This window comes from Amycolatopsis sp. cmx-11-32 (assembly GCF_047608695.1).
In the GTDB taxonomy this organism is placed as follows: domain Bacteria; phylum Actinomycetota; class Actinomycetes; order Mycobacteriales; family Pseudonocardiaceae; genus Amycolatopsis.
In genome coordinates this window covers 202,259-222,128 of the sequence record NZ_JADNQN010000014.1, presented here as the reverse complement: position 1 = coordinate 222,128, position 19,870 = coordinate 202,259, and the positions used below count along the sequence as shown (strand labels likewise).

Here is a 19,870-nt window from a genome sequence, read left to right as displayed (position 1 = left end):
CGCTTCAAACGGCGGCGGGATGAGGCCCGTGGGCAGCGTCGCGGGAATCCCCGCGGAACTGACGAGTTTCGTGGGCAGGGGCACCGAGTTCCAGGACGCCGCCAGTGCCCTGAAGTCCGAGCGCCTGGTAACGCTGACCGGACCGGGCGGTGTCGGCAAGAGCAGGCTGGCCGTCCGGCTCGCCCGGGCACCGGGCCCCGGATTCCCCGACGGCGTCACGTATGTGTCGCTGGCGGAGCTGGGTGACCCGGCGCTGCTGGCCGGCACGGTCGCCGGCGCGCTGGAACTGGCCGACCAGTCCGCGCGGCCCCAGCTCGAGGTCCTCCTCGAAGGGCTGCGGACCCGTCGCCTGCTGCTGGTCCTGGACAACTGCGAGCACCTGATCGACGCCTGCGCCGAGCTTGTCGACGCCGTCGTCCGGCACTGCCCCAGTGTCGTCGTGCTGGCGACCAGCAGGCAATCCCTCCAGCTCGCCGGTGAGCTGGTCCTGGTCGTGCCACCGATGCCCGTCCCGGATCCCGGTGTCACCAGCCCGGACCTGACCAGGGTCGACGCGGTGCGCTTGTTCACCGACCGCGCCGCGGCGGTACTGCCCTCGTTCCGGATCACCGAGGCCAACGCCGCCGACGTCGCCCGGCTGTGCCGGCAACTGGACGGCCTGCCGCTGGCGCTCGAGCTCGCCGCCGTCCGCCTGCGCGCGCTCTCGCTCCGGCAAATCATCGAGCGCCTCGACGAACGCTACGCGCTCCTGACCGCCCGCGGCCCCCGATTCGGCCCGGACCGACACGAAACCCTGCGCGCCCTGATCGACTGGAGCCACGAGCTGTGCTGTGAACAGGAACAGCTGCTCTGGGCACGGGTGTCGGTGTTCGCCGACGGCTTCGACCTCGACGCCGCCGAAGCGGTCTGCACCGGCAACGGGATCCCCGCCGAACACACCCTCACCCTCATCGAGGGCCTCCTGGACAAATCCATCCTGCTACGCCAGGAACGCCACGGCGTGGTCTGGTACCGGCTCCTGGAAACGATCCGCCAATACGGACACGAGAAACTCGCCGCCACCGGCGAGTCGGGCCGGATCCGGCACCGCCACCGCGACTGGTACCTCGAACTCACAAGCCGGTGCCAACGAGCCTGGCTCGGTCCAGACCAACTGCGGTGGAGCCAGCGGCTCCACCGCGAGCACGCCAACCTCCGCACAGCACTGGACTACTGCTGCGAAAACCCCGACGACGCCGTCCTCGGCATGCTCATGGCCCTGCAGATCAAAGAATTCTGGCTGATCCGCGCCCTCACCACCGAAGGACGCCGGCACCTGGGCAAACTTCTCCAGGCCGCCCGCCCGGACGCCCCAGGGCGAGCGCTCGCCTTGCTGACCTGCGCGTACCTGGCCCTCATCCAAGGCGACCGGCCCGCCTACGAACGCACCCTCGCCGACGCTGTCGCCGCCGCGGAACGCGAGGACAACACCTCCGCGCGTGCCTACATCCTCCTCGTCCGCGGCTACGACGCCCTGATCACGAACCACATGGCCGAGGCCGCCGACCACTTCGCCCGGTCCGCCGCCCTGCAACGCACCCTCGGTGACCTCAGCGGAGAACTCTGGGCCCGCTTCAACCACGGCGCCACCACCGCGATCTCCGGCCACCCCGATCACGGCCGCCGCATCCTGACCGGCTGCATCGCCGAGTACACAACACGCGGCGAAATCTTCTGGCGATCCTGGGCCTTGTGGTCCCTCGGAGCCGTCGAGTACCTCACCGGCAACCTCGACAGCGCCCTCACCGCCTGCCGAGAAACCCTGCGATTCGAACAACAAGTACAGGACTCATCCATCGTCGCGTTCGTCCTCACCGTCACCGCCGGCATCGCCGCCCGTGACGGACACCACCGGCGCGCTGCCAGACTGTTCGGCGCCGCCACCAGCATGTGGGCGGCCATCGGTGTATCTCCCGCCCGTTATGCCGCCTTCACCGGCCCGATCAACCACGACACCGCCACTGTCGTCGACGCACTCGGCACCGACACCACCACCGCCGAATTCACCGACGGCCGCGCCATGCCTCCGCAAACAGCGATCCAGCTCGCCCTCGCCGACGAGCCCGCCGGTATCTCCCGCCGGACACCCGCCCGCACACCACTCACCAAACGGGAAATCCAAGTCGCCGAACTCGTCGCCCACGGCCTGACCAACCGTCAGATCGCCGACACCCTCCACATCACCCCGCGCACCGCAGGCGCCCACCTCGACCACATCATGACCAAACTCGCCGTCAACAACCGCGTCCAGATCGCCGCCTGGATCACCGATACGACCCATACCCAGTAGAACTCACACGGGCACTGCCACCGGTCACGCCCGACCCATCGGGTGACGCGGTGGCGGCACCACGTCACGTCAGAGACGACGCCGTCGGTGCCGTCGAATGGGTCGCGAGTGCCGGCGCCCAGGTGCGCGACCGGGTACCGGCGATGACACTGGACGGCAAGCGCTCGTCCGACGCCGCTTCCGTCGACGGGCAGTTCCGATCGCCCACCGATTCGTTTTTCCGATCGCCGCGCCAGTAGCGCCAATACTCCCTGCGCAAACCTCTGAACTGCGCTTTTTCGGTTCTGTCGTTCGGTTCTCGTTCACCTCGACGCCATCGCGGACTGCTGGTATTCCCCTGTCCCGATCCCCTGTGCCGAGGAGGCTGAAACGCGTGAGCCGGATCCAGATCGAGGCGGCGACCAAACGGTTCGGCCCGGTCACCGCCGTCGACGCGGTGAGCCTCGACGTCGCCGACGGTGACTTCCTCGTACTACTCGGGCCGAGTGGCTGCGGGAAGTCCACCCTGCTGCGCGCCGTCGCCGGGCTCGCCCCGCTCGACGGCGGCAGGATTCTGCTCGGCGACGCGGAGATCACCAACACTCCGCCCCGCGAACGCGACCTGGCCATGGTGTTCCAGAGTTACGCGCTCTACCCGCACCTTTCGGTCGAGCGCAACATCGGGTTCCCGTTGCGGGCCCGCCGCCGGCCGCGAGCCGACATCCGGCGCAAGGTCGAGGAGGTCGCCGAGCTGCTCGACCTCGGCACGCTGCTCGACCGCCGCCCGAAAGAACTTTCCGGAGGCCAACGGCAACGAGTCGCGCTCGGCCGAGCACTCGTACGCGACCCCGGGGCCTTCCTGATGGACGAGCCACTGTCCAATCTGGACGCCAAACTGCGGACGGCGACCCGATCCGAACTCACCCAGCTGCACCGCACGCTCGGCTCGACCTTCGTCTACGTCACCCATGATCAGGTGGAGGCGATGACGATGGCCACCCGGATCGCCCTGCTGAACCAAGGACGTCTGGAACAACTGGGCACGCCGGAGCAGGTGTACGACGAACCAGCGTCGGTATTCGTCGCCGGCTTCCTCGGCTCGCCCGCGATGAACCTGCTCGACGCCGAGGTTGTCGGCCGTGGCGGCGAACTCCACGCGGTGGCACCGGGAATCGACGTTCCACTCGGTGTCAGCGGTGCTGCGCCCAGACGGGAGGTCGTGCTCGGCATCCGGCCCGAACACCTTGCCCGCACCACGGACACCGCCGCGCTGCACGCTGTCGTGCGGTTCGTGGAAAACCTCGGCAGCGAAGAGGTCGTCCACTGCACGGCCGGTGACGCGAAGATCTGCCTCCGCGGGCCGCGCCCCCTCGACTTCGCCGCCGGCGACCACGTCGGCCTGACCGTCGCTCCGGAGCGTGTACATCTGTTCGACCGCCACTCCGGCCGACGCCTCGTCTGGCAGCCCCGTCCCGCTCCTCTCGAGGCCACCCCCGTCTGACCCCCCTGACCCAAGGAGCAATTTTCCCATGCAGAAGAACCGTTTCCAGGCCGGTGTCGCGCTGAGCGTGGCCCTGGCACTCGGCGCGGCCGGCTGCGGCCTCGGCGACACCGCATCCACCCAGGCCGCCCCGGTGACGAGAGTGCCGGAGCTTCAGCCCGGGCAGCAGGTGTCGATCGTGTTCGAGAGCTACAACTTCGGCCAAGCGGGCGCCTGGACGGACACGTTCACCGAGCTGATCGCGAAGTTCCAGCAGGCGCACCCGAACATCAAAGTGACCGCGCAGAAGCCACAGGGCACCAGCCCGAACCCGGCCACCGACACCGTGTCGAGCGTCCAAAGCCAGACCGCGGCCGGACACCCTCCGGACGTGGCGCAGCTCGGCTTCAGCGACCTCGACTTCACCGTGCACCAGCTCGGCGCCAAACCGCTCGACGATCTCGTCGGAAAGGAGGCCGTGCAGGCCAACTTCACCGGCACGACCCACGCGTACGCGCCGACCGCCCGCGCGCTCGGCGACTGGGACGGCAAGACCTACGGTGTGCCGTTCGTGTTCTCCACACCGGTGCTCTACTACAACGCCTCCCTGTTCCAGCAGGCCGGCCTCGACCCAGCCAAGCCGCCGTCCACCTGGGACGAGGTGCGGACCGCGGCCGACGCGATCAAGAAGACCACCGGCAAGGGCGGCGTCTATCTGGATTGCCTGACCAAGGAAGCCAAGGACTGGTGCTTCCAGAGTCTCGTCCGCTCGAACGGTGGGCAGGTCCTCGCAGCGGACCGAAAATCGCTCAGCTACGCCGACCAGCCGGCGGTCGATGTCGTGAAGATGGCACAGAACCTCGTCGACACCGGTACCAGCCCGAAACTCGCACAAAAGCAGGGCTATGAGGCCTTCGCACGTGGCGACATCGGCATGATCCTCGAGACCAGTGCGGTGCAGGCGACGTTCGTCAAGGGCGCCAAAGGCAAGTGGGACCTGCGATCGGCACCGATGCCCGCGTTCACCGGAAAACCGGTCGTGCCGACCAACTCCGGTGCCTCGCTGTTCGTCTTCGCCACCGACCCGGCCAAGCAGCGCGCCGGCTGGGAATTGATCAAGTTCCTCACCAGCGAGCAGGCATACGGCACGATCGCGACGAAGATCGGCTACCTGCCGCTGCGCTCCGGGCTCGCCGACGACCCCGCCGGCCTCCGGGACTGGGTCCAGCAGAACCCGCTGGTGAAACCGAACCTAGCGCAACTGAAGAACATGGAGCCGTGGGTCTCCTTCCCTGGCACCAGCTACCTGCAGATCAGGGACGGGATGATGGAGGCGGTCGAGGAAGCCGTGTATCAGGGCGCCGACCCGCGAGCGTCGCTCGACGCGGCGAAAGCGCAGGCCACCCCGCTGCTGCCGGGCGGTGGCAAGTGAGCCGGCCGGAGCTGACCCTGATCCAGCTCAGCGACCCGCACATCCTCGCCGGCCAGAGCGAACGGTTGCACGGGCACATCGCCACGGGCACGGTGCTCGAGTCCGCTTTGGACACGGTGACACGGTCAGGCGCCGAGGTGCACGGGCTCCTGCTCACCGGAGACCTCACCGACGACGGCTCCCCGGCGGCCTACCGCCGGCTGCGGGCCACGGTGGAACGGCTCGGCGTCCCGGTCGTCTACGCGATGGGCAACCACGACGATCGTGCCGCCTTTCGCAGTGAGCTGCTCGGTGAATCGGGTTCCGGACCGTGCCACGCGGTGTACGAGATCGGCGGCGTACGGATCGTCGTACTCGACAGCACCCGGCCAGGCAGACACGACGGGCACTTGGACGAGGGCCAGCTCGAGTGGTTGCGTGCCGAACTGAGCGAACCCGCGCCGCGCGGCACCGTCCTCGTCGTGCACCATCCGCCGTTGCCCTCACCGGTACCGACCGTGCATCTTCTACGCCTGCGGGATGCCGGGCGGCTCGCCGAGAGCCTGGCGGGCAGCGATGTCCGGCTGGTGGTCACCGGACACGCGCACCACACCGGATGTGGCGCCCTGGCCGGGATTCCGGTCTGGGTCTCGCCCGCCCTCGCCTACCGCGTCGAGGCGCTACCGCCCCGCGCGCGGCTGGTCGGTTCCGCGGCGAGCGGCCTGAGCCGGATCGACCTGATCGACGGAGCCTTCGTCGCCACAGCGGTCGAACTCGGTGCCGCCGTGACGGTCTACGACGAGGACGAGGCCGCGCGAGTGCGTTTCGTCGCCGAGCACACCTCACAGGTCGGGTGAGCCGCTTGTTCGCGGAGATACCCGTTCCGGCCGCCGCGCTGCCGGTCCCTAGCTCCCCCCGGCCGTCGCTGACCCGCCGGATCGCTCGCGCCGCCCCGCCGTACCTTTACCTCGCGCCCGCGCTCGCGCTGCTGGTGGTGTGGACTTACCGGCCACTGGCGCAGACAGCGCAGCTGTCGTTCCACTCCTGGAACCTTCTGCCCACGACCCCGATCACCCCGGTCGGCTGGGCCAACTACGAACGGCTGCTGGACCTGCCGGAGCTTGGCCAGTCGGTGACCCGCACGGTGGCGGTGATCCTCGGGCTGCTTCCGTTCTCGATCGGTATCCCGGTGCTGGCAGGACTGCTGACGCGCCAGGTACGTGGCCGGGCCCGTGTGGTCTACCAGGCTCTGGTCTTCGCGCCGATGCTCGTCGCACCGGTGGCGAGCGCGGCGGTCTGGCGCTGGCTGCTCGACCCTGGCGGTGGTGCGGTAGACCGGATCTTCGGCATCGACGTCAACTGGCTGCACGAAACCGGGCCTGCGCAACTGTCGATCATCGGAATCACCGGCTGGCATGTGCTCGGTTTCGCGGTGCTGGTCGTGTCGGCCGGTCTCGCCGGCATCAATCCCGATTACGCGGACGCGGCCCAGCTCGACGGTGCGTCGCGCGGGCAGGTCACCCGGTGGATCACGCTGCCGCTCCTGTCCCCCACGCTTGTCTTCCTCGCACTGATGACGGTACTGCTGTCGGCGCAGTGGACGTTCCCTCTCATCGACACCCTCACCCAGGGTGGCCCGGCCGACGCCACGACGAACGTCTACTACCTGTTGTGGGACTACGGATTCCACAGCTACGACGCCGGACTCGGTGCGGCGGCGGGGATGTTGCTGTTCGTCGGGTTCGGCCTGGTCGCGGCCGGGCTGGTGTGGCTGGCCGAACGCCTGACCTTCCATGACGACTAGGAGCCGGTGATGGAGACCGTCGATTCCCGCTGGCGCCAGGTGCGCGGGCACGTAGTGCTCGCCCTGCTGGGCCTCCTCTGCATCTTTCCGATCTACTGGCTGTACGCGACCTCGTTGCGGCGCCCCGGGGACATCTATTCGCTATCGCCACTACCGTGGCCACTCTCGCTGGAGAGTTACACCGACGCGGCCCGCAAGGTCGACGTACTGGGACTCCTGGGAAACACGACGCTCGTCGCACTGCTCACAGCGGCGGGCCAGCTGCTCACCGGCCTTCTGGCGGCCTACGCGTTCGCCGCCTGGCGATTCCGCTTCTCCCGGCTGCTCTACCTGGCCTTCGTGGGCACCTGGCTGGTTCCTTTCCAGGTCACGATGCTGCCCAACTACGTGCTGCTCTCGCAGCTCGGCTTGCTCAACACCCTCGCCGGGGTGGTCATCCCGACGCTCTGCTCGGCGCTGGGGGTTCTCCTGCTGCGCCAGCATCTGGCCGGATTCCCGAAGGAGCTGCTCGAAGCATCCACAATGGACGGCCGCTCGTCGTGGACGACACTGTGGACCGTGGTGGTGCCGAACCTGCGCCCGGCGCTGGCCGCGCTGGGCATCCTGCTGTTCGTCAACGCCTGGAACGAGTACTTCTGGCCCGCGATGGTCTTGCAGCGCAGCAACGCCGTACTTCAGTTGGGACTGCGGAGCTTCATGGGCACAGAGGGCGACGATTGGGGACCGTTGATGGCGCTCGCCGGACTGGCGTGCCTGCCGGTGTTCGCACTGTATCTGGTGCTGCAACGGCACATCGTGAACGCCTTCGTCCGCTCAGGCCTCAAGTAGCCCGCGTGGCCGTTTCGGTGTCCGGAAGCGAGGGAACATCGTCGAGGCACCGCACAAAGGTCTCCCCCAGCGGATTCGGCTCAGCCGCGCGCCACACCGCGTAGAGGTCGACCGTAGGCACCGGCCCGGACAGGCGCACCGGCACCGGCCGCACACCGCCTGGAACCGACCCGACGGACGTGCCCCGGGTCGCCGAGGCGAACCCGACGAGCGCACGGACCGACACGACGATCGCGGTCGCGCCCGGGTCGTCGACCACATGCGCGACGTTCAGTGCGATCCCGCTCTGCTCGGCGGCGCCCAGGATCGCGTCGTACATCGCCGGGCACTGCTCCCGGGCGAACAGTACGCAGCGCTGATGCGCGAGCTCGGCGAACGGCACCTCCTGCCGGCCAGCCCATGCGTGCTCGTGCCCGACTACGGCCACCATGGGCACCCGGAGCAGCCGCCGGAACCGGAACCGCGACGACACCGGGTGTCCGTAGACGAGCGCCACGTCCAGCTCACCGGCCGCCAGCGCCGCGAGCTGAGGGCCAGTCCGCCTCTCCCACAAGGCGACCGTCACATCGGGGTACTCGGTGTTCATTCGCGCCAGGACCGCGGGGAGAACGTGCTGGCCCGCAGGGAAGTTGTAACCGACGTTGACCGTACCCGCCCGGCCCGCGGCCGCTTCCCTGGCACCGTGCGCCGCCTTCTCCAACTGCGCGATGATCAGCTTCGCGTGCTCGCGGAACACATGACCCGCCACGGTCAACCGCACCTCATGTGAGGTCCGCGCCACCAGCTCGACACCTACGGCGCGCTCCAGCCGTTGCAGCTGCTGGCTCAAGGACGGCTGAGCGAGGTGTAACCGCGCCGCGGCCCGCCCGAAATGCAGCTCGTCCGCGAGCGCCAGGAACGATTCGAGATGCCGGAACTCCATAGCGTCCTCCGCCCGGGATACCGCCGTCAGGCTCGCCGACCGCGGCGAACACCCGGTGAACCACACCTGCCAAACGGCAGGCGATCCGATGACCGGCGGCCACACCGGAGGCACACGCTGCCCAGCGGTCGGGGTGACGCTGGCGGACTGAGTCCAGTGCACATCGCTGGGGACACCGACGTCATAGACCTGCGCGCCATCGATCCAGGTCACGGCGCCGTCCGAAGGTAGAAACCGTGCGTCACGGAGTGAGGACGACATCGACTTCGAAGCGCCGAAAGTCGGCCAGCGAGGGGCCGTACGCCGCGGGGTCACTAGCGGGCAAGGTGGTGACCCCGCGCCGCTCACGGCACCAGCACGATCTTGCCGGTGGTACCGCGCTTCTCGAACAGCTCGTGGGCGGCGGGGGCCGCCGATAACGGCAACACCTCGCCTACGACCGGCTTCAGCGCGCCCTCGGCACCCAATCGGAACGCCTCCGCGCGCAACCGAGCGCCGTACGCCGGGTCAACGAATACCCGCGGCCCGAAGCCGGACACCTGCAGGCCGCGCGCGAGGAAGTCGACCGGCGTGAAGGCGGGCAGTTCGGCACTGGCCGACCCGAATACCACCGCGCGGCCGACGCCGATGGCCAGCAGCCCGAACGCGGCCTGGCTGACCGCCCCGCCGACCGGGTCGAACAGCACGTGTACCTGGCCGACCGCGGCCTGAACCTTCTCCGCCCAGCCGTCCTCGGTGTAGTCCACTGCCAGGTCCGCACCGAGCTGCTCGGTCAGGGTGAGCTTGCGCGCACCCCGGGCTGCGGCCACAACCGTCGCGCCAGACCGCTTGGCCAGCTGCACCAGCAGGCTGCCCACCCCGCCGGCCGCGGCCAGCACCAGGACGACCTCGTCGGCTTGGGGCGCGCCCGTCTCGACCACGCCGAGCGCGGTTGTGCCCTGACCTAACAGCGCCAGCGCCTTGTGGTCGTCTAGCTCCTCCGGGATCGGCAACACCGCCGCGGCCGCGAGCACCGCGAGTTCGGCGTACCCACCGCTCGCGACCCCACCGACGACGCGCGTGCCGATCAGCGACTCGTCCACGCCCTCGCCGACAGCGGCGACCGTGCCCGCTACCTCGAAGCCTGGCGCGAACGGCAGCGGCGGCGCGGGGAACCACGGGTGCGCGCCCATCGCGCCGGACCGCATCTGCACCTCGGCATAGCTGATGCCGGCTGCCGACACCCGTACCAGCACCTCGCCCGCACCCGGCGTCGGGTCGGGCACCTCTTCGAGCTTGAGCACCTCGGGCCCGCCCAGCTCGTAAAACCGGATCGCCTTCATCTCGCGTCCCTCCTCAAACGGTCCACTCTTATTCCGGACCATCGGTCAACTTAAGAGTACATACACTACTGACATGGCGGTGGAGCGTGTCGACCCAACGACGAGGCGTCGTGCCGAACGCCAGGACTCGATTCGCAACAGGCAGGCGGTACTGGCGGCGGCGTACAGGCTGATCTGCGACACCGGCGTGGACCACGTGTCGATGCAGGACATCGCGGCGGAGGCGGGCGTCGGCAAGGGAACCCCGTTCCGCCACTTCGGCGACCGCCAAGGCCTGATCGCGGCCCTGTTCGACCAGTTGACCGAGGACTGGCAGCCGGGCGCGCTGACCCGCTTGAGCGCTCCAGACCGCCCGGCGGCGGAACGCGTCCGGAACTTCATAGGCGAACTCTTCGACGTGATCGTGGTGTCCGGTCGTCCGCTGCTGAGAGCGATGGAAGGCGGCCACGCCAACGCCAAGAGCACCGCGAGGTACCTGGCCTGGCACTCCGCGATGACGCCGGTAGTGGCCGAAGCTCGCCCGGACTTGGACGCCCGCTTCATCACCCACGCGGTCCTGACCACCCCGCGCGCGGAGTTCGTGGACATGCTCGTGGACGGTGGCGGCATGACGATGGACGAAGTCCGAGCAGGCCTGCTCGCCATGACCGATGCCCTACTGGAATCCCCGCCTGCCTGATGTCTCCCGGCGTCCCTCCCCGCCCACCACGACAGTTCCACTCGGTTCTCCGCCGTGCCGGTTCGCCGCCGCACCGCCGGTCCGTAGTCCTTCATCGTGGTGGGCGACAAACTCCGCGTTGGACAAGGTCCGGGCCCATGAGCACAAGGACTCGACCGGCATCACCGTCTCCTCATCGAGGAGGACAGCCCGCTCATGGCCCTCTTTCGGCGATCGCGAAAGTCCCGCGGTCCCGGCTCCGGACCAGTGATGGGGCAGAGACCCGCCGCCGTGATCACGCGGTCCTCGGCTGTTCACGGCGTACCGCCCGCAGCCTCCCGTATTTCGCAAAAATACTTCCCAGGCCCGCTGAAGTGCCCTGGGCGGCTCGCTCGAACCAGAATTTCACGACCTGAGGTACGACCTGTCGCATAGCCGTCAGCCAGTACCAGCAACTGCCCGCAGCTCGATGATTTCGCGCAGAGTCATGACGCGAGCCTGACCCCCGGTAGCAGGCAGACTATCGAGGCTCGGCCGAATCTGACCGATCATGCCAGATTGTCGCTGCCAACTGCGGCTACCACTCACCAAGACGGTGCCGCTCTTCCCGCGAATCGAACCCAAGGAAGCTTCGGCATAGTCTGCACTCTCCGATGCTCCCAGAAGCTCTATGCCGTAAAGCTTCGGAGCTCGAGACTTTCTGAGTCCGCATCCATCTCGAAGGACTCACGCGGTGAAGGCTTCTCCATCCAGTACGCCGCCACACCGACTGGAAGTGGCACTGGGTTCGTGCCTCGTGTCCACAAGCGCGCTGGGAGCACTCGCCTTGGTTCTACTCGTCCCCATTCACCCTCGCCGTTGTTTCGCTCTTCATCCGGCGATCCGGCAGACGTGAGACCTTGGTTACGGTCGACTGACCCAACCCGCTCAGAAGCTGGTCGGATACATCTGCTCTGCTGCTTGACGGATTGCCATGACCGTGGGGCGTTGGCTGCCATTGACGTGCCAGGCGAGCGCCGAGGTACAAGGAGGAATGTCCGCGACGTCGAGGAACACGATGCCCGGCCGCGGAAAGAATCTTCTCACCGACGCCGGCAGGAACGCGATGGCCCTGCCCTGCGCCACCGTGGCCAACAGCGACTCGACATCCCGAACGACCGGCCCGTACTTGACCGGAGAGCCATCCGGACGTGGGTCCACGGTCCAAAAGTTTCTCCATGCCGACGGGCATTCGGCAGGATAGTCGATCATCACCCGATCCCGCAGCTCCGCGAGCGACACCTCGCGTCTGCTTGCGAGCGGATCATCCGCCGGCAGGCACACGATACGAGGTTCAGTCGCCAGATGATGCGTCTGAATCTGCTCGGGCGCCGGCGGCCGGCAGAAGACAACGTCCACCTCGCCGGTATAGAGACTTTGGAAATGCTCAGTTACGTTCAGCAGCCGAACCTCGATCTGCAGATCGGGATGCTGCTCCACTGCTTCGGCCAGCACCCGGCGAGTATGCTCCATCGCAGCCTCGGCACCGATCGTGCCCACGACCACTTTCCCCGTCGCCGCTCGGGTGTATTCGGTCGCGACACGGTGAAGAACCTGCGTCGCAGTGACGATCGACTGCGCCTCGGCGAGTAGCGCCTTACCCGCCGCCGTCAACTTCACCGTGCGACTGGTACGGATGATGAGTTCGATTCCGAGACGTTGTTCCAAAGCGTTGAACTGCCGGCTCAACGCCGGCTGGCTCATGAACATCCTCGTGGCCGCTCGACCGAAGTGCAGCTCTTCGGCCAGCACGAGAAAGATACGTAGCTGGTGCACCGTTGGCGCGGTCCAATGGTCCATCTCTGCCTCATCCCCCAGCGGTCCCGTGCCTGCCGAAGCCGGGCAGGACCCAGAAATCAACTAATCAAGATTCGTCCAGCGACGAGGATATCCGTCAAAAGTCGACGCCAAAGGCCACCTGATCACACCTAGACATCAGAAAAAGAATGGCGCTGAATATCGTCACCGCTCACTGGATACTTCACTTGAACTTCGCGATTTTCGTTCGCAGGTCACTATCCTCGCCGATAGCGCTTGACTCCGTCACGAAAATGCCCTTCTCGGACCCTTCGTACTGCACGAAGGTGAACCTTCTTCCATCCTGGCTGACGATGACGACCGCGGTGTATCCGCTCAGCTCCACTGCCGCCCGGCTTGCCAGGTCCCGCAACCCACCCAAGGGCTGAACCATGCACATGGTCGGGGACCTTCGCGTAGTAGTCCCGCGGTGGTAGCGCCGAACACCCTGACCTGGATGGACATTTCCGGTCACGTGATTGCCGACGCCCTTGAGAGCTACGAAACAACACGAAGTCATCCCCACGTCACCACCGGCCAAAACCGACCGCACCGTCGGATTTGCCTCGGCGCCGATCAGGCTGGCAACTTCACGATCCGTGACGTCACGTAGAGTACGAACAGAACCAATGCACTGCGGCGAAAATGACAACGGAGACGAAGACAGTGTTCTGCCCCCTCCCCGGCGGTTGGTGCATCGCGTTCCTCTGACGACGTTGAGCGACTTTCATTCCTGTCAAACATGCGCCCCTACGGGACACAAGGTATCTGCGACCATCGAAATTCGGTCGATAAAGATGCGGCCCCGGAGACCGTGAAGGGGAGAGTCGCCGGGGCCGCCGCTCGAAACGGCACTATCCAGGGAGATGAGCAGTCGCCGTTTCGAAGTACTCCAGACAGCTAGTCTCCGATCGAAACCGGCCGTCGACACACAGAATATGAATAGCCTTCACTCTCATGTTCGCCACGTTGACTACCCCCAGTGTCCATCAGCTCTCAGCGACGCGGGCCAGATTCCGGTGCACCGAACGTCGTAATTCACAACCTACCTCCCACAGCCGGCAAAGGCGTGGAGTTTCCGGGGGACAAACGATGCAAGAGGCCAGCCAACCGATGACGTTTCGGATATCATCACATTGGAGAAGCACCAGAGGGTGTAGTGCAGGATATCGTTCGACCGAGTACACCCGGCTCCCGCAATACTAGAAAGCATGTGCACTTGCGAACGAACCAGCCGGTCGCGGGCCCGTCCTCGCCGCTAGGAGACCAGAGTCAAAGTCACTCGTTCGCTCGCCAGACGGCGAGCGCGGCCTGGCGAACAGCAATGACGACCGGCCGGTTCTCCGCCGAGACATGCCAGGCCAGTGCGGAAGTGCACGGACTCAAGTCGACAACGTCGAGATACTTGATTCCTGGTCGCGGAAAGAGATTCCGAGCCGCCGAGGGTTGAAAACCGATCGTTCCACCCCGCGCGACCAGCGCGAACAGGGACTCGACGTCGGAGACGACGGGTCCATATCGGACGGGCACCCCACTCGGACGCGGATCCGCCGCCCAGAAGTCGCGCCAGACCTTGGGGCATTCAGCCGGAAACGACGCCACGACCCGGTCGTCCAGATCGACGAGCCGCACACTGCCCCTATCGGCCAGCGGATCGTCCGTCGCCACACAAATGACTCGAGGCTCACTGTTGAGGTGAAGCGTCCGAATGTCCTCCGCGGCAGGCGGGCGGCAGAACACCAGATCCGCTTCGCCGGTGCTCAGACTCAGATATTGCTCACCCAGGCCCAGCAGTCGGACGTCAAGTTCGAGGGCGGGGTGACGCCTGCGCACCTCATCGAGGATCGCCACGGTGTGCGCCATCGTCGCCTCCGCGCCGACCGTGCCGATCACTACCCGGCCCGCCAGACCGCGAGTATGCTCCCCTGCCAAACGCTGCAGTCTGCGCACCGCGTGGACCACCATGCGAGCGTCCGGCAGGATGGCGAGACCGGCCGCTGTGATCGAGGTCGATCGGCTCGTACGGGAGACCAGCTCGACACCGAGCCGGCGTTCCAGCGCGCTCAGCTGACGGCTCAGCGCGGGCTGGCTCATGTACAACCGCGCCGCCGCCCGGCCGAAATGCAGCTCTTCGGCGAGTACGAGAAACATTCTTAATTGGTGCACGGTGGGAGCCGATCGATCCCCGACATCACCTGTCATGACCACAGGTTACTCCAATGACCCACCAGACATCTGCGCAACTCAATTGACTGCGCACGTCGGTGACATTCGCACTCCCCAGCCTTCGGTCGTCAAGAATAATATCCAGCTTGAGCGTCAGCCGACTGTGGACTTCGGTTCCGTCACCGTTGACAGGGGCACTCGGCGCCAGAGCACGGTCGCCACCAAACCGGCCGTCACGATGAACGCGCCGGCCGCGGCGATGCTCACCGCCGGTCCCACCAACGACGTCAAAGCGCTCGCGGCGAGAACGGCGACCCCGGTCGAGCCGGCCAGCAGCGAGTTGAAGAGCCCCATGCATTGCCCCCGTGAAGTGACCGGGACGAGTCGGCTGAACGTTGCACCGACAACGACCAGATACGCGGTGCACGCTCCGGCCAGCATGAACATCACGGCTGACACGACCAGGCCCGGACGGGCGAGGCACACCAGAAGCGGAAGTCCTCCCGCGGCGGCTAGCGGTCCCATCGACGCGAGCCGCCTTTCGGCGGAGATGAGCCGGCTGCCCAGCAAGTAGGCGCCGAGAGCCATCCCGGCGGGATCAGCGGCCATCAACAGACCCGCCTGCCAGGACTCGCCGCCCATCTCGGCGACATAGGCGGCCGCGAGACCCTCCGGCACCACAGTCACCCCGAGAAGGGAGGCGAGCAAGGCGAGCACCCGTAACCCGGCATGCCCCCAGATGACACGGACTACGTCCCAGCTCGACCCCCAGTAGCCGCGGCGGGTCGCCTCCGGAGGCGACCAAGCGCCCACGTATCGGGCGATGACGGCCGCGGAACCCACACAGCAGATCGCGTACGTCGCCAAGGCCGCCTCGGGCGCGATGCCGCTCAATGCGCCTCCCAGAACGAAGCCCGCGATCTGTGAGATCTGCTGCGTCACAAGCCTCACCGACTGGCCCGTGACCAGCAGGTCTCCCGGAAGGATGTCGGGCAGCATGGCTCCCCGGGCCGCCTTCGCCGGTATCGCCATCAGTTGCAGACCCAGCAGCAATCCGAGCGACAGTGGCAACGGCAGCCCGGGGACGGCCATGAGACCGGCCAGCGCCGCACGCGCCAGATCTCCGATCACCAGCACGGCACGCCGCGAGTAGCGATCGGCGACGCCCGCGATGAGCGGGCCCGCCACCGCGGGCAGGAACGTCAATGCGTAGGTCAGCCCGGCAAGCGACCCCGAACCCGTACGTGCCAGTACGAGCACGGCCATCGCCACCCTCGCGAGCTGTTCACCCGCTGAAGCCACCATCTCGGCGATCCACAGTGCCCGGAAGTCCTCGACCGCCAGCGCGGCCCGCCAGCCGCGGGCTTCACCGTGGTCTGTCAACGCGGGCTCTCACACGAGGGAAGCCCGGCCATACATCGCAACCCTGCCTCGTATCCGGAAAGCTGTCACCAGACTGACACGACCGGGAGCCAGAATTTGTCACGACGTAACGAACAGCGGTCGTCACAGCTCATAGTTGAAGACGTAGGTGTGTTCACCCTCGGGCGAACGCTTGATGTCCATCATCGCCTTGAGCCCGTTCAGGTCGCCACCGGCCGAGTCCGCGACCACCTCGATGATCGCGAGTCCACCTCCGGCATTCCCGTACGCGGAGTGGCGCAGTACGAAGTCACCCTCTCGATCATCGATTTTGGCCCGCACTCGCTCCATTCCAACATACGAGACCGAGCCATTGTGAGCCAGCACTTGAAGCAGGTTCGCTTCGCTGACACCTTGAATTCCTCCTTGGAAGGTCTTGGTGTTCCGTACGCGCAGAAGGCGAACGCCTTCTCGCTCGTCGTATACGTCCTCGTCCCAGCTGTCCAGGTCGAATCGGCCGGTCACTTCTTTCATGAACTCTCATCATTTCCGTGAGCGCGGGGCGCTACTGAGGCAGTGCGCGATCCACCATCGGGGGAACGGCGTTACTTTGCCGTCAAGCCTTCTCGACAGGCAAGACCGGCGCAATGCAATTAGAGTTGCGATCCATATCCTGATGGTTATCCAGCGGGCTCCCTGCTACCCAGCGAAACGAATCGTTCACCCGCACATGGGACTTCGGCCCCGGTCACGAGTTGCGCGCGGTCGAACGTCGTCGGAACATGACTATTCCGCCTCGGACTGGAATGGGTTCGCCCCACGAACGGAGATCTAAACAACAAGGAGGAATCAGGATGAGCCTGGCAAGGGCATTCGGCGTAACGTGGCGGATTCCGGCGGAGTTGACGACCTTCGTCGGCAGGAACGCCGAACTTTTCAAGCTGACGGAGACCCGCCGGAATGGCCCGGTGGTGACGTTGACCGGGCCGGGAGGGGACGGGAAGTCCCGCCTAGCGGCGTGTTTCTCCTGCACCATCAGGAGCCCTCCCTGCACTTGAGCAGGACGAACAGATGGCGGGACGCATCGAGAAGATCACCACGCAGTTCGTCGGTCCGGTCCCAGGCCGCGTGCACGAAGGCTGCCCGCAGGCAGTCGAGGATCACCGGATCCTCGGTCGCCAGCAGTTGCTCCAGGCTGATCGCCGTGCCGGCGAGCCGTCCCAGCAACATCCGCACGTCGGCCGGACCGGACGCGACAGTGAGCACTACCACGAGTTCCTGTAGTTGCTTGTGCAAGAGTGAGAGACCGTCCAGCGGCAGCTTGCCGCCGATCCGGTTCATTTCGCCGTCCTTCCGCGCCGCGGCTCTCGGGTGGCACGTGGGGAGTGACGGGCAGGCCGTCTGCTCATGACGGCAACGGCGCTCGGATCACGCGTCCATCGACCAAACGTGGAGGTCTTCAGCCGATCGCATGCGGACCATTTCACCAGACAGTCACACCTAAGCTCACGACACAGTCAGAGACCGAGTTGGCACTGAGTGCGTCGTCCGGATCGGCTCGTCGTATACCAACCGATTCATCCGGACACTTCACGAACAGCGAACGCTGTCGACGCACCGATTCAACACCCTGTGCGCCGCCAGGACATGGAAGGACCCCAGATTCAGCCATGCCTCTTCCATGCGGATCCATAACCGGGCGCACATCCATGCACGTCTCGCCGCGGTCATGATCTGATCGGAATATTCGATCTCGTGAAGCCAAGCCCCTGCTTCGGTTTCGATCCTGGTAGGCGGGCAACCACTCCATTACCTGCCCAGCGCCTCACACGGCCGACAAGCGAAGTGTTACGTTTGCGTCAAGAGCATTGAACCGGCAGGCCGGTCAACCAGCTGCACTGTTCCAGACAAGGCTTTCACCACTCCGGCAGAGGATCTGCTCGACGGCAGCGCCGTAGAATTCCCGCGCGCCTCCCCTGCAGGCGAAGTTCGAGACCGGCCACGATGTCATGCCATCTGCTTGAAACCACCATGAAGACCGCGTTCGCCATGGTCTGGCGAGCTTCATGGCCGTCACCAGCTCGGACACCCGGACGCCTTATAAGGGTTCGCCCGCGCCCCAGTCCTTCCACGCAGGTAGCGGGGCAGGATGCGAACGACTGAACGGGACGTGGTAACCCCCGAGAAGCACTCTGGGTGCTACCGCAGATCAAACCCGGCAACACCCAGATGCGCTGGATCCGAGAATCACTCCTGGACGGCCGCGGCTTCTGGTTCGCACCAGCATTTGAGCCCGTCACCCGGTCAGGTACCCGCCGCTGGCGTCGACATCGGTTCCGGTCACAGCGCTCGACTGGGGTGAGCTGAGCCACATCACCGCGGTCGCCATCTCCTCCGGTCGCACGATGCGCTTGATCGGAGAGCCCTGCGCGATCTGTTCGTAGGTTCACCCTGATGTTCTTGTCCGCGTACTCGAGAGCCGTGACCTTCGTCAGGGATGCGACCCGATTGTCGCTCGCGTTGTACGGCGCGATGGTGGCGAATCCGACCTCCGTTGAGATGGACGCGGTGTTGACGATGACCCCGCCGCCTTGCGCAAGCATGCGCGGGATTTCGTATTTTATTCCCAGGAAGACACCGGCGGTGTTGGTACGCCAGACGTTCTCCAGATCGGCCAGGGTGTGTTCGGCGAGCGGGGCCGCCTTCGGACTTTCGATCCCCGCGTTGGCTACGGCGTTGTCCAACCGGCCCTATCGGCGAACACAGCCCTCGACGAGCGCGCGCACTTCGGCTTCGTTGCGGACGTCCGCTCGATGAAACGTCGCGCCACCGCCGCTGACGCGGATACCATGCGCGACCTCCCGGCCGAGCTATTCGCGACGGCCGCAGAAGCACCCCTTCGCGCCCTTCACCGACATCGCGCTTGCCGTGGCGGCGCCGATATCCGACGTAGCTTCGGTGATCAACACGATCTTACCGTCGAACCGCCCCCTCCGCGGTGATGCAGCGGAAGCTGCGCCGACCGGGCCAAGGGTGCCGGCGGCGAGCCCCAGTGCGCCCGCGGCGAGTACACGACGTCGTGATGTGAATCCGTCACTCATGGCTCAGTCCTGTTCCAGGCGATCGGGGATCCGCGCGAGCGGGTAGTGCCGCCAGAAGTACTGGTCCGCCGCGTGCTGGTCCCCGGCGAAGTTGACGGCCTCGGTGATCTTCCGATCACGGATGCGGTAGGCCAGCGCCCACGTGATGTCCAGACCGGCCGGAGTGGTGCTCCACCCACGATGGAGGTCGACCACCCAATCGCCGTCCGCGGCCAGATACAGGATTTCGGCCCGAAAACCGGATCGTCCGAGCTGCTCGAAGAAGGCGATCACCTCGTCCGGACCCGTCTTCACTCCCGCGAGCGGGTGATGCCCTGGAATCGTCCATCGGATGTCGGCCGCGAAGAACCGCCTCAGCGCGTCAAGATCACCAGTACCGTAGGCTTGGTAGTATCGGCGGACCAGGGTCACGTTCGGGTGTTCACGCGCCCGTTCCGGCGCGGCGGAGGCCGTCCCACCGGTCAGCGATCCAGCCAGGAGCGCGGCGACCCCTATACCGCCCGCGCGCAGGACTGACGCCCTGTCGAGAGGTGTGCTTCGGTTTTCCACAGTCTGTTCCTTCCGGAGTGGCACTTCCCCAAGGCAAGCACCAGTACTCCAGAAGGTCCAATACTCGCCTTCATACGTTTGGGACATCGCAGGAGAACCAGGTGCGGGCTCAGCTCCACGCGG

General features: G+C 66.3%; 16 protein-coding genes and 1 pseudogene. 8 read left to right on the top strand and 9 right to left on the bottom strand.

Annotated features, from left to right (window positions below):
• Positions 1–28 precede the first annotated feature (28 nt).
• From ACM6LR_RS33025 to ACM6LR_RS32995, 7 genes are all read left to right on the top strand, one after another.
• Positions 29–2,329, top strand: coding sequence for an ATP-binding protein (locus ACM6LR_RS33025; RefSeq protein WP_414945198.1), 2,301 nt, complete (start codon positions 29–31; stop codon positions 2,327–2,329).
• A 50-nt stretch (positions 2,330–2,379) separates the two neighbouring features.
• Positions 2,380–2,568 carry a hypothetical protein gene (locus ACM6LR_RS33020; protein WP_414945197.1) on the top strand — a complete coding sequence of 63 codons (189 nt, stop codon included), beginning with the start codon at positions 2,380–2,382 and terminating at the stop codon, positions 2,566–2,568.
• A 134-nt stretch (positions 2,569–2,702) separates the two neighbouring features.
• The gene (locus ACM6LR_RS33015) at positions 2,703–3,809 is read left to right on the top strand and encodes an ABC transporter ATP-binding protein (RefSeq protein WP_414941715.1); all 1,107 of its coding nucleotides are present in this window, start codon (positions 2,703–2,705) and stop codon (positions 3,807–3,809) included.
• Between the two features lie 28 nt (positions 3,810–3,837).
• Entirely contained in the window at positions 3,838–5,220 is a 1,383-nt protein-coding gene (locus ACM6LR_RS33010) for an ABC transporter substrate-binding protein (RefSeq protein ID WP_414945196.1), read from the top strand.
• On the top strand, positions 5,217–6,056 hold the full coding sequence (locus tag ACM6LR_RS33005; protein ID WP_414945195.1) for a metallophosphoesterase family protein: 840 nt from the start codon (positions 5,217–5,219) through the stop codon (positions 6,054–6,056). The genes ACM6LR_RS33010 and ACM6LR_RS33005 overlap by 4 nt, the downstream gene beginning before the upstream one ends.
• The gene (locus ACM6LR_RS33000; RefSeq protein ID WP_414945194.1) at positions 6,053–7,003 is read left to right on the top strand and encodes a carbohydrate ABC transporter permease; all 951 of its coding nucleotides are present in this window, start codon (positions 6,053–6,055) and stop codon (positions 7,001–7,003) included. The genes ACM6LR_RS33005 and ACM6LR_RS33000 overlap by 4 nt, the downstream gene beginning before the upstream one ends.
• 9 nt (positions 7,004–7,012) lie before the next feature.
• Entirely contained in the window at positions 7,013–7,831 is an 819-nt protein-coding gene (locus ACM6LR_RS32995; RefSeq protein WP_414941719.1) for a carbohydrate ABC transporter permease, read from the top strand.
• On the opposite strand, the gene ACM6LR_RS32990 is transcribed toward ACM6LR_RS32995, so the two are convergent.
• The gene (locus ACM6LR_RS32990) at positions 7,824–8,966 is read right to left on the bottom strand and encodes a LysR family transcriptional regulator (RefSeq protein ID WP_414941720.1); all 1,143 of its coding nucleotides are present in this window, start codon (positions 8,964–8,966) and stop codon (positions 7,824–7,826) included. The two genes, ACM6LR_RS32995 and ACM6LR_RS32990, sit on opposite strands and share 8 nt — an antisense overlap.
• Before the next feature lie 131 nt (positions 8,967–9,097).
• Positions 9,098–10,075 carry a quinone oxidoreductase family protein gene (locus tag ACM6LR_RS32985; protein ID WP_414941721.1) on the bottom strand — a complete coding sequence of 326 codons (978 nt, stop codon included), beginning with the start codon at positions 10,073–10,075 and terminating at the stop codon, positions 9,098–9,100.
• A 73-nt stretch (positions 10,076–10,148) separates the two neighbouring features.
• Here ACM6LR_RS32985 and ACM6LR_RS32980 point away from each other — a divergent pair, with 73 nt between their 5' ends.
• Complete coding sequence (locus tag ACM6LR_RS32980; RefSeq protein WP_414945193.1) at positions 10,149–10,754, top strand: TetR/AcrR family transcriptional regulator; 606 nt, start codon at positions 10,149–10,151, stop codon at positions 10,752–10,754.
• Positions 10,755–11,660: 906 nt separating this feature from the next.
• Here ACM6LR_RS32980 and ACM6LR_RS32975 read toward each other — a convergent pair.
• From ACM6LR_RS32975 to ACM6LR_RS32945, 7 genes and pseudogenes are all read right to left on the bottom strand, one after another.
• Positions 11,661–12,572, bottom strand: coding sequence for a LysR family transcriptional regulator (locus tag ACM6LR_RS32975; RefSeq protein ID WP_414941723.1), 912 nt, complete (start codon positions 12,570–12,572; stop codon positions 11,661–11,663).
• A gap of 1,275 nt (positions 12,573–13,847) precedes the next feature.
• Positions 13,848–14,771, bottom strand: coding sequence for a LysR family transcriptional regulator (locus ACM6LR_RS32970; RefSeq protein ID WP_414945192.1), 924 nt, complete (start codon positions 14,769–14,771; stop codon positions 13,848–13,850).
• A gap of 117 nt (positions 14,772–14,888) precedes the next feature.
• Entirely contained in the window at positions 14,889–16,118 is a 1,230-nt protein-coding gene (locus ACM6LR_RS32965; RefSeq protein WP_414945191.1) for an MFS transporter, read from the bottom strand.
• Positions 16,119–16,241: 123 nt separating this feature from the next.
• Complete coding sequence (locus ACM6LR_RS32960) at positions 16,242–16,631, bottom strand: DUF3224 domain-containing protein (RefSeq protein WP_414941728.1); 390 nt, start codon at positions 16,629–16,631, stop codon at positions 16,242–16,244.
• Between the two features lie 501 nt (positions 16,632–17,132).
• Entirely contained in the window at positions 17,133–17,438 is a 306-nt protein-coding gene (locus tag ACM6LR_RS32955) for a hypothetical protein (protein WP_414941729.1), read from the bottom strand.
• Between the two features lie 955 nt (positions 17,439–18,393).
• Positions 18,394–18,841 (bottom strand): annotated as a pseudogene (locus ACM6LR_RS32950) (SDR family NAD(P)-dependent oxidoreductase).
• A 360-nt stretch (positions 18,842–19,201) separates the two neighbouring features.
• Entirely contained in the window at positions 19,202–19,747 is a 546-nt protein-coding gene (locus ACM6LR_RS32945; RefSeq protein ID WP_414945190.1) for a nuclear transport factor 2 family protein, read from the bottom strand.
• Positions 19,748–19,870: the final 123 nt, after the last annotated feature.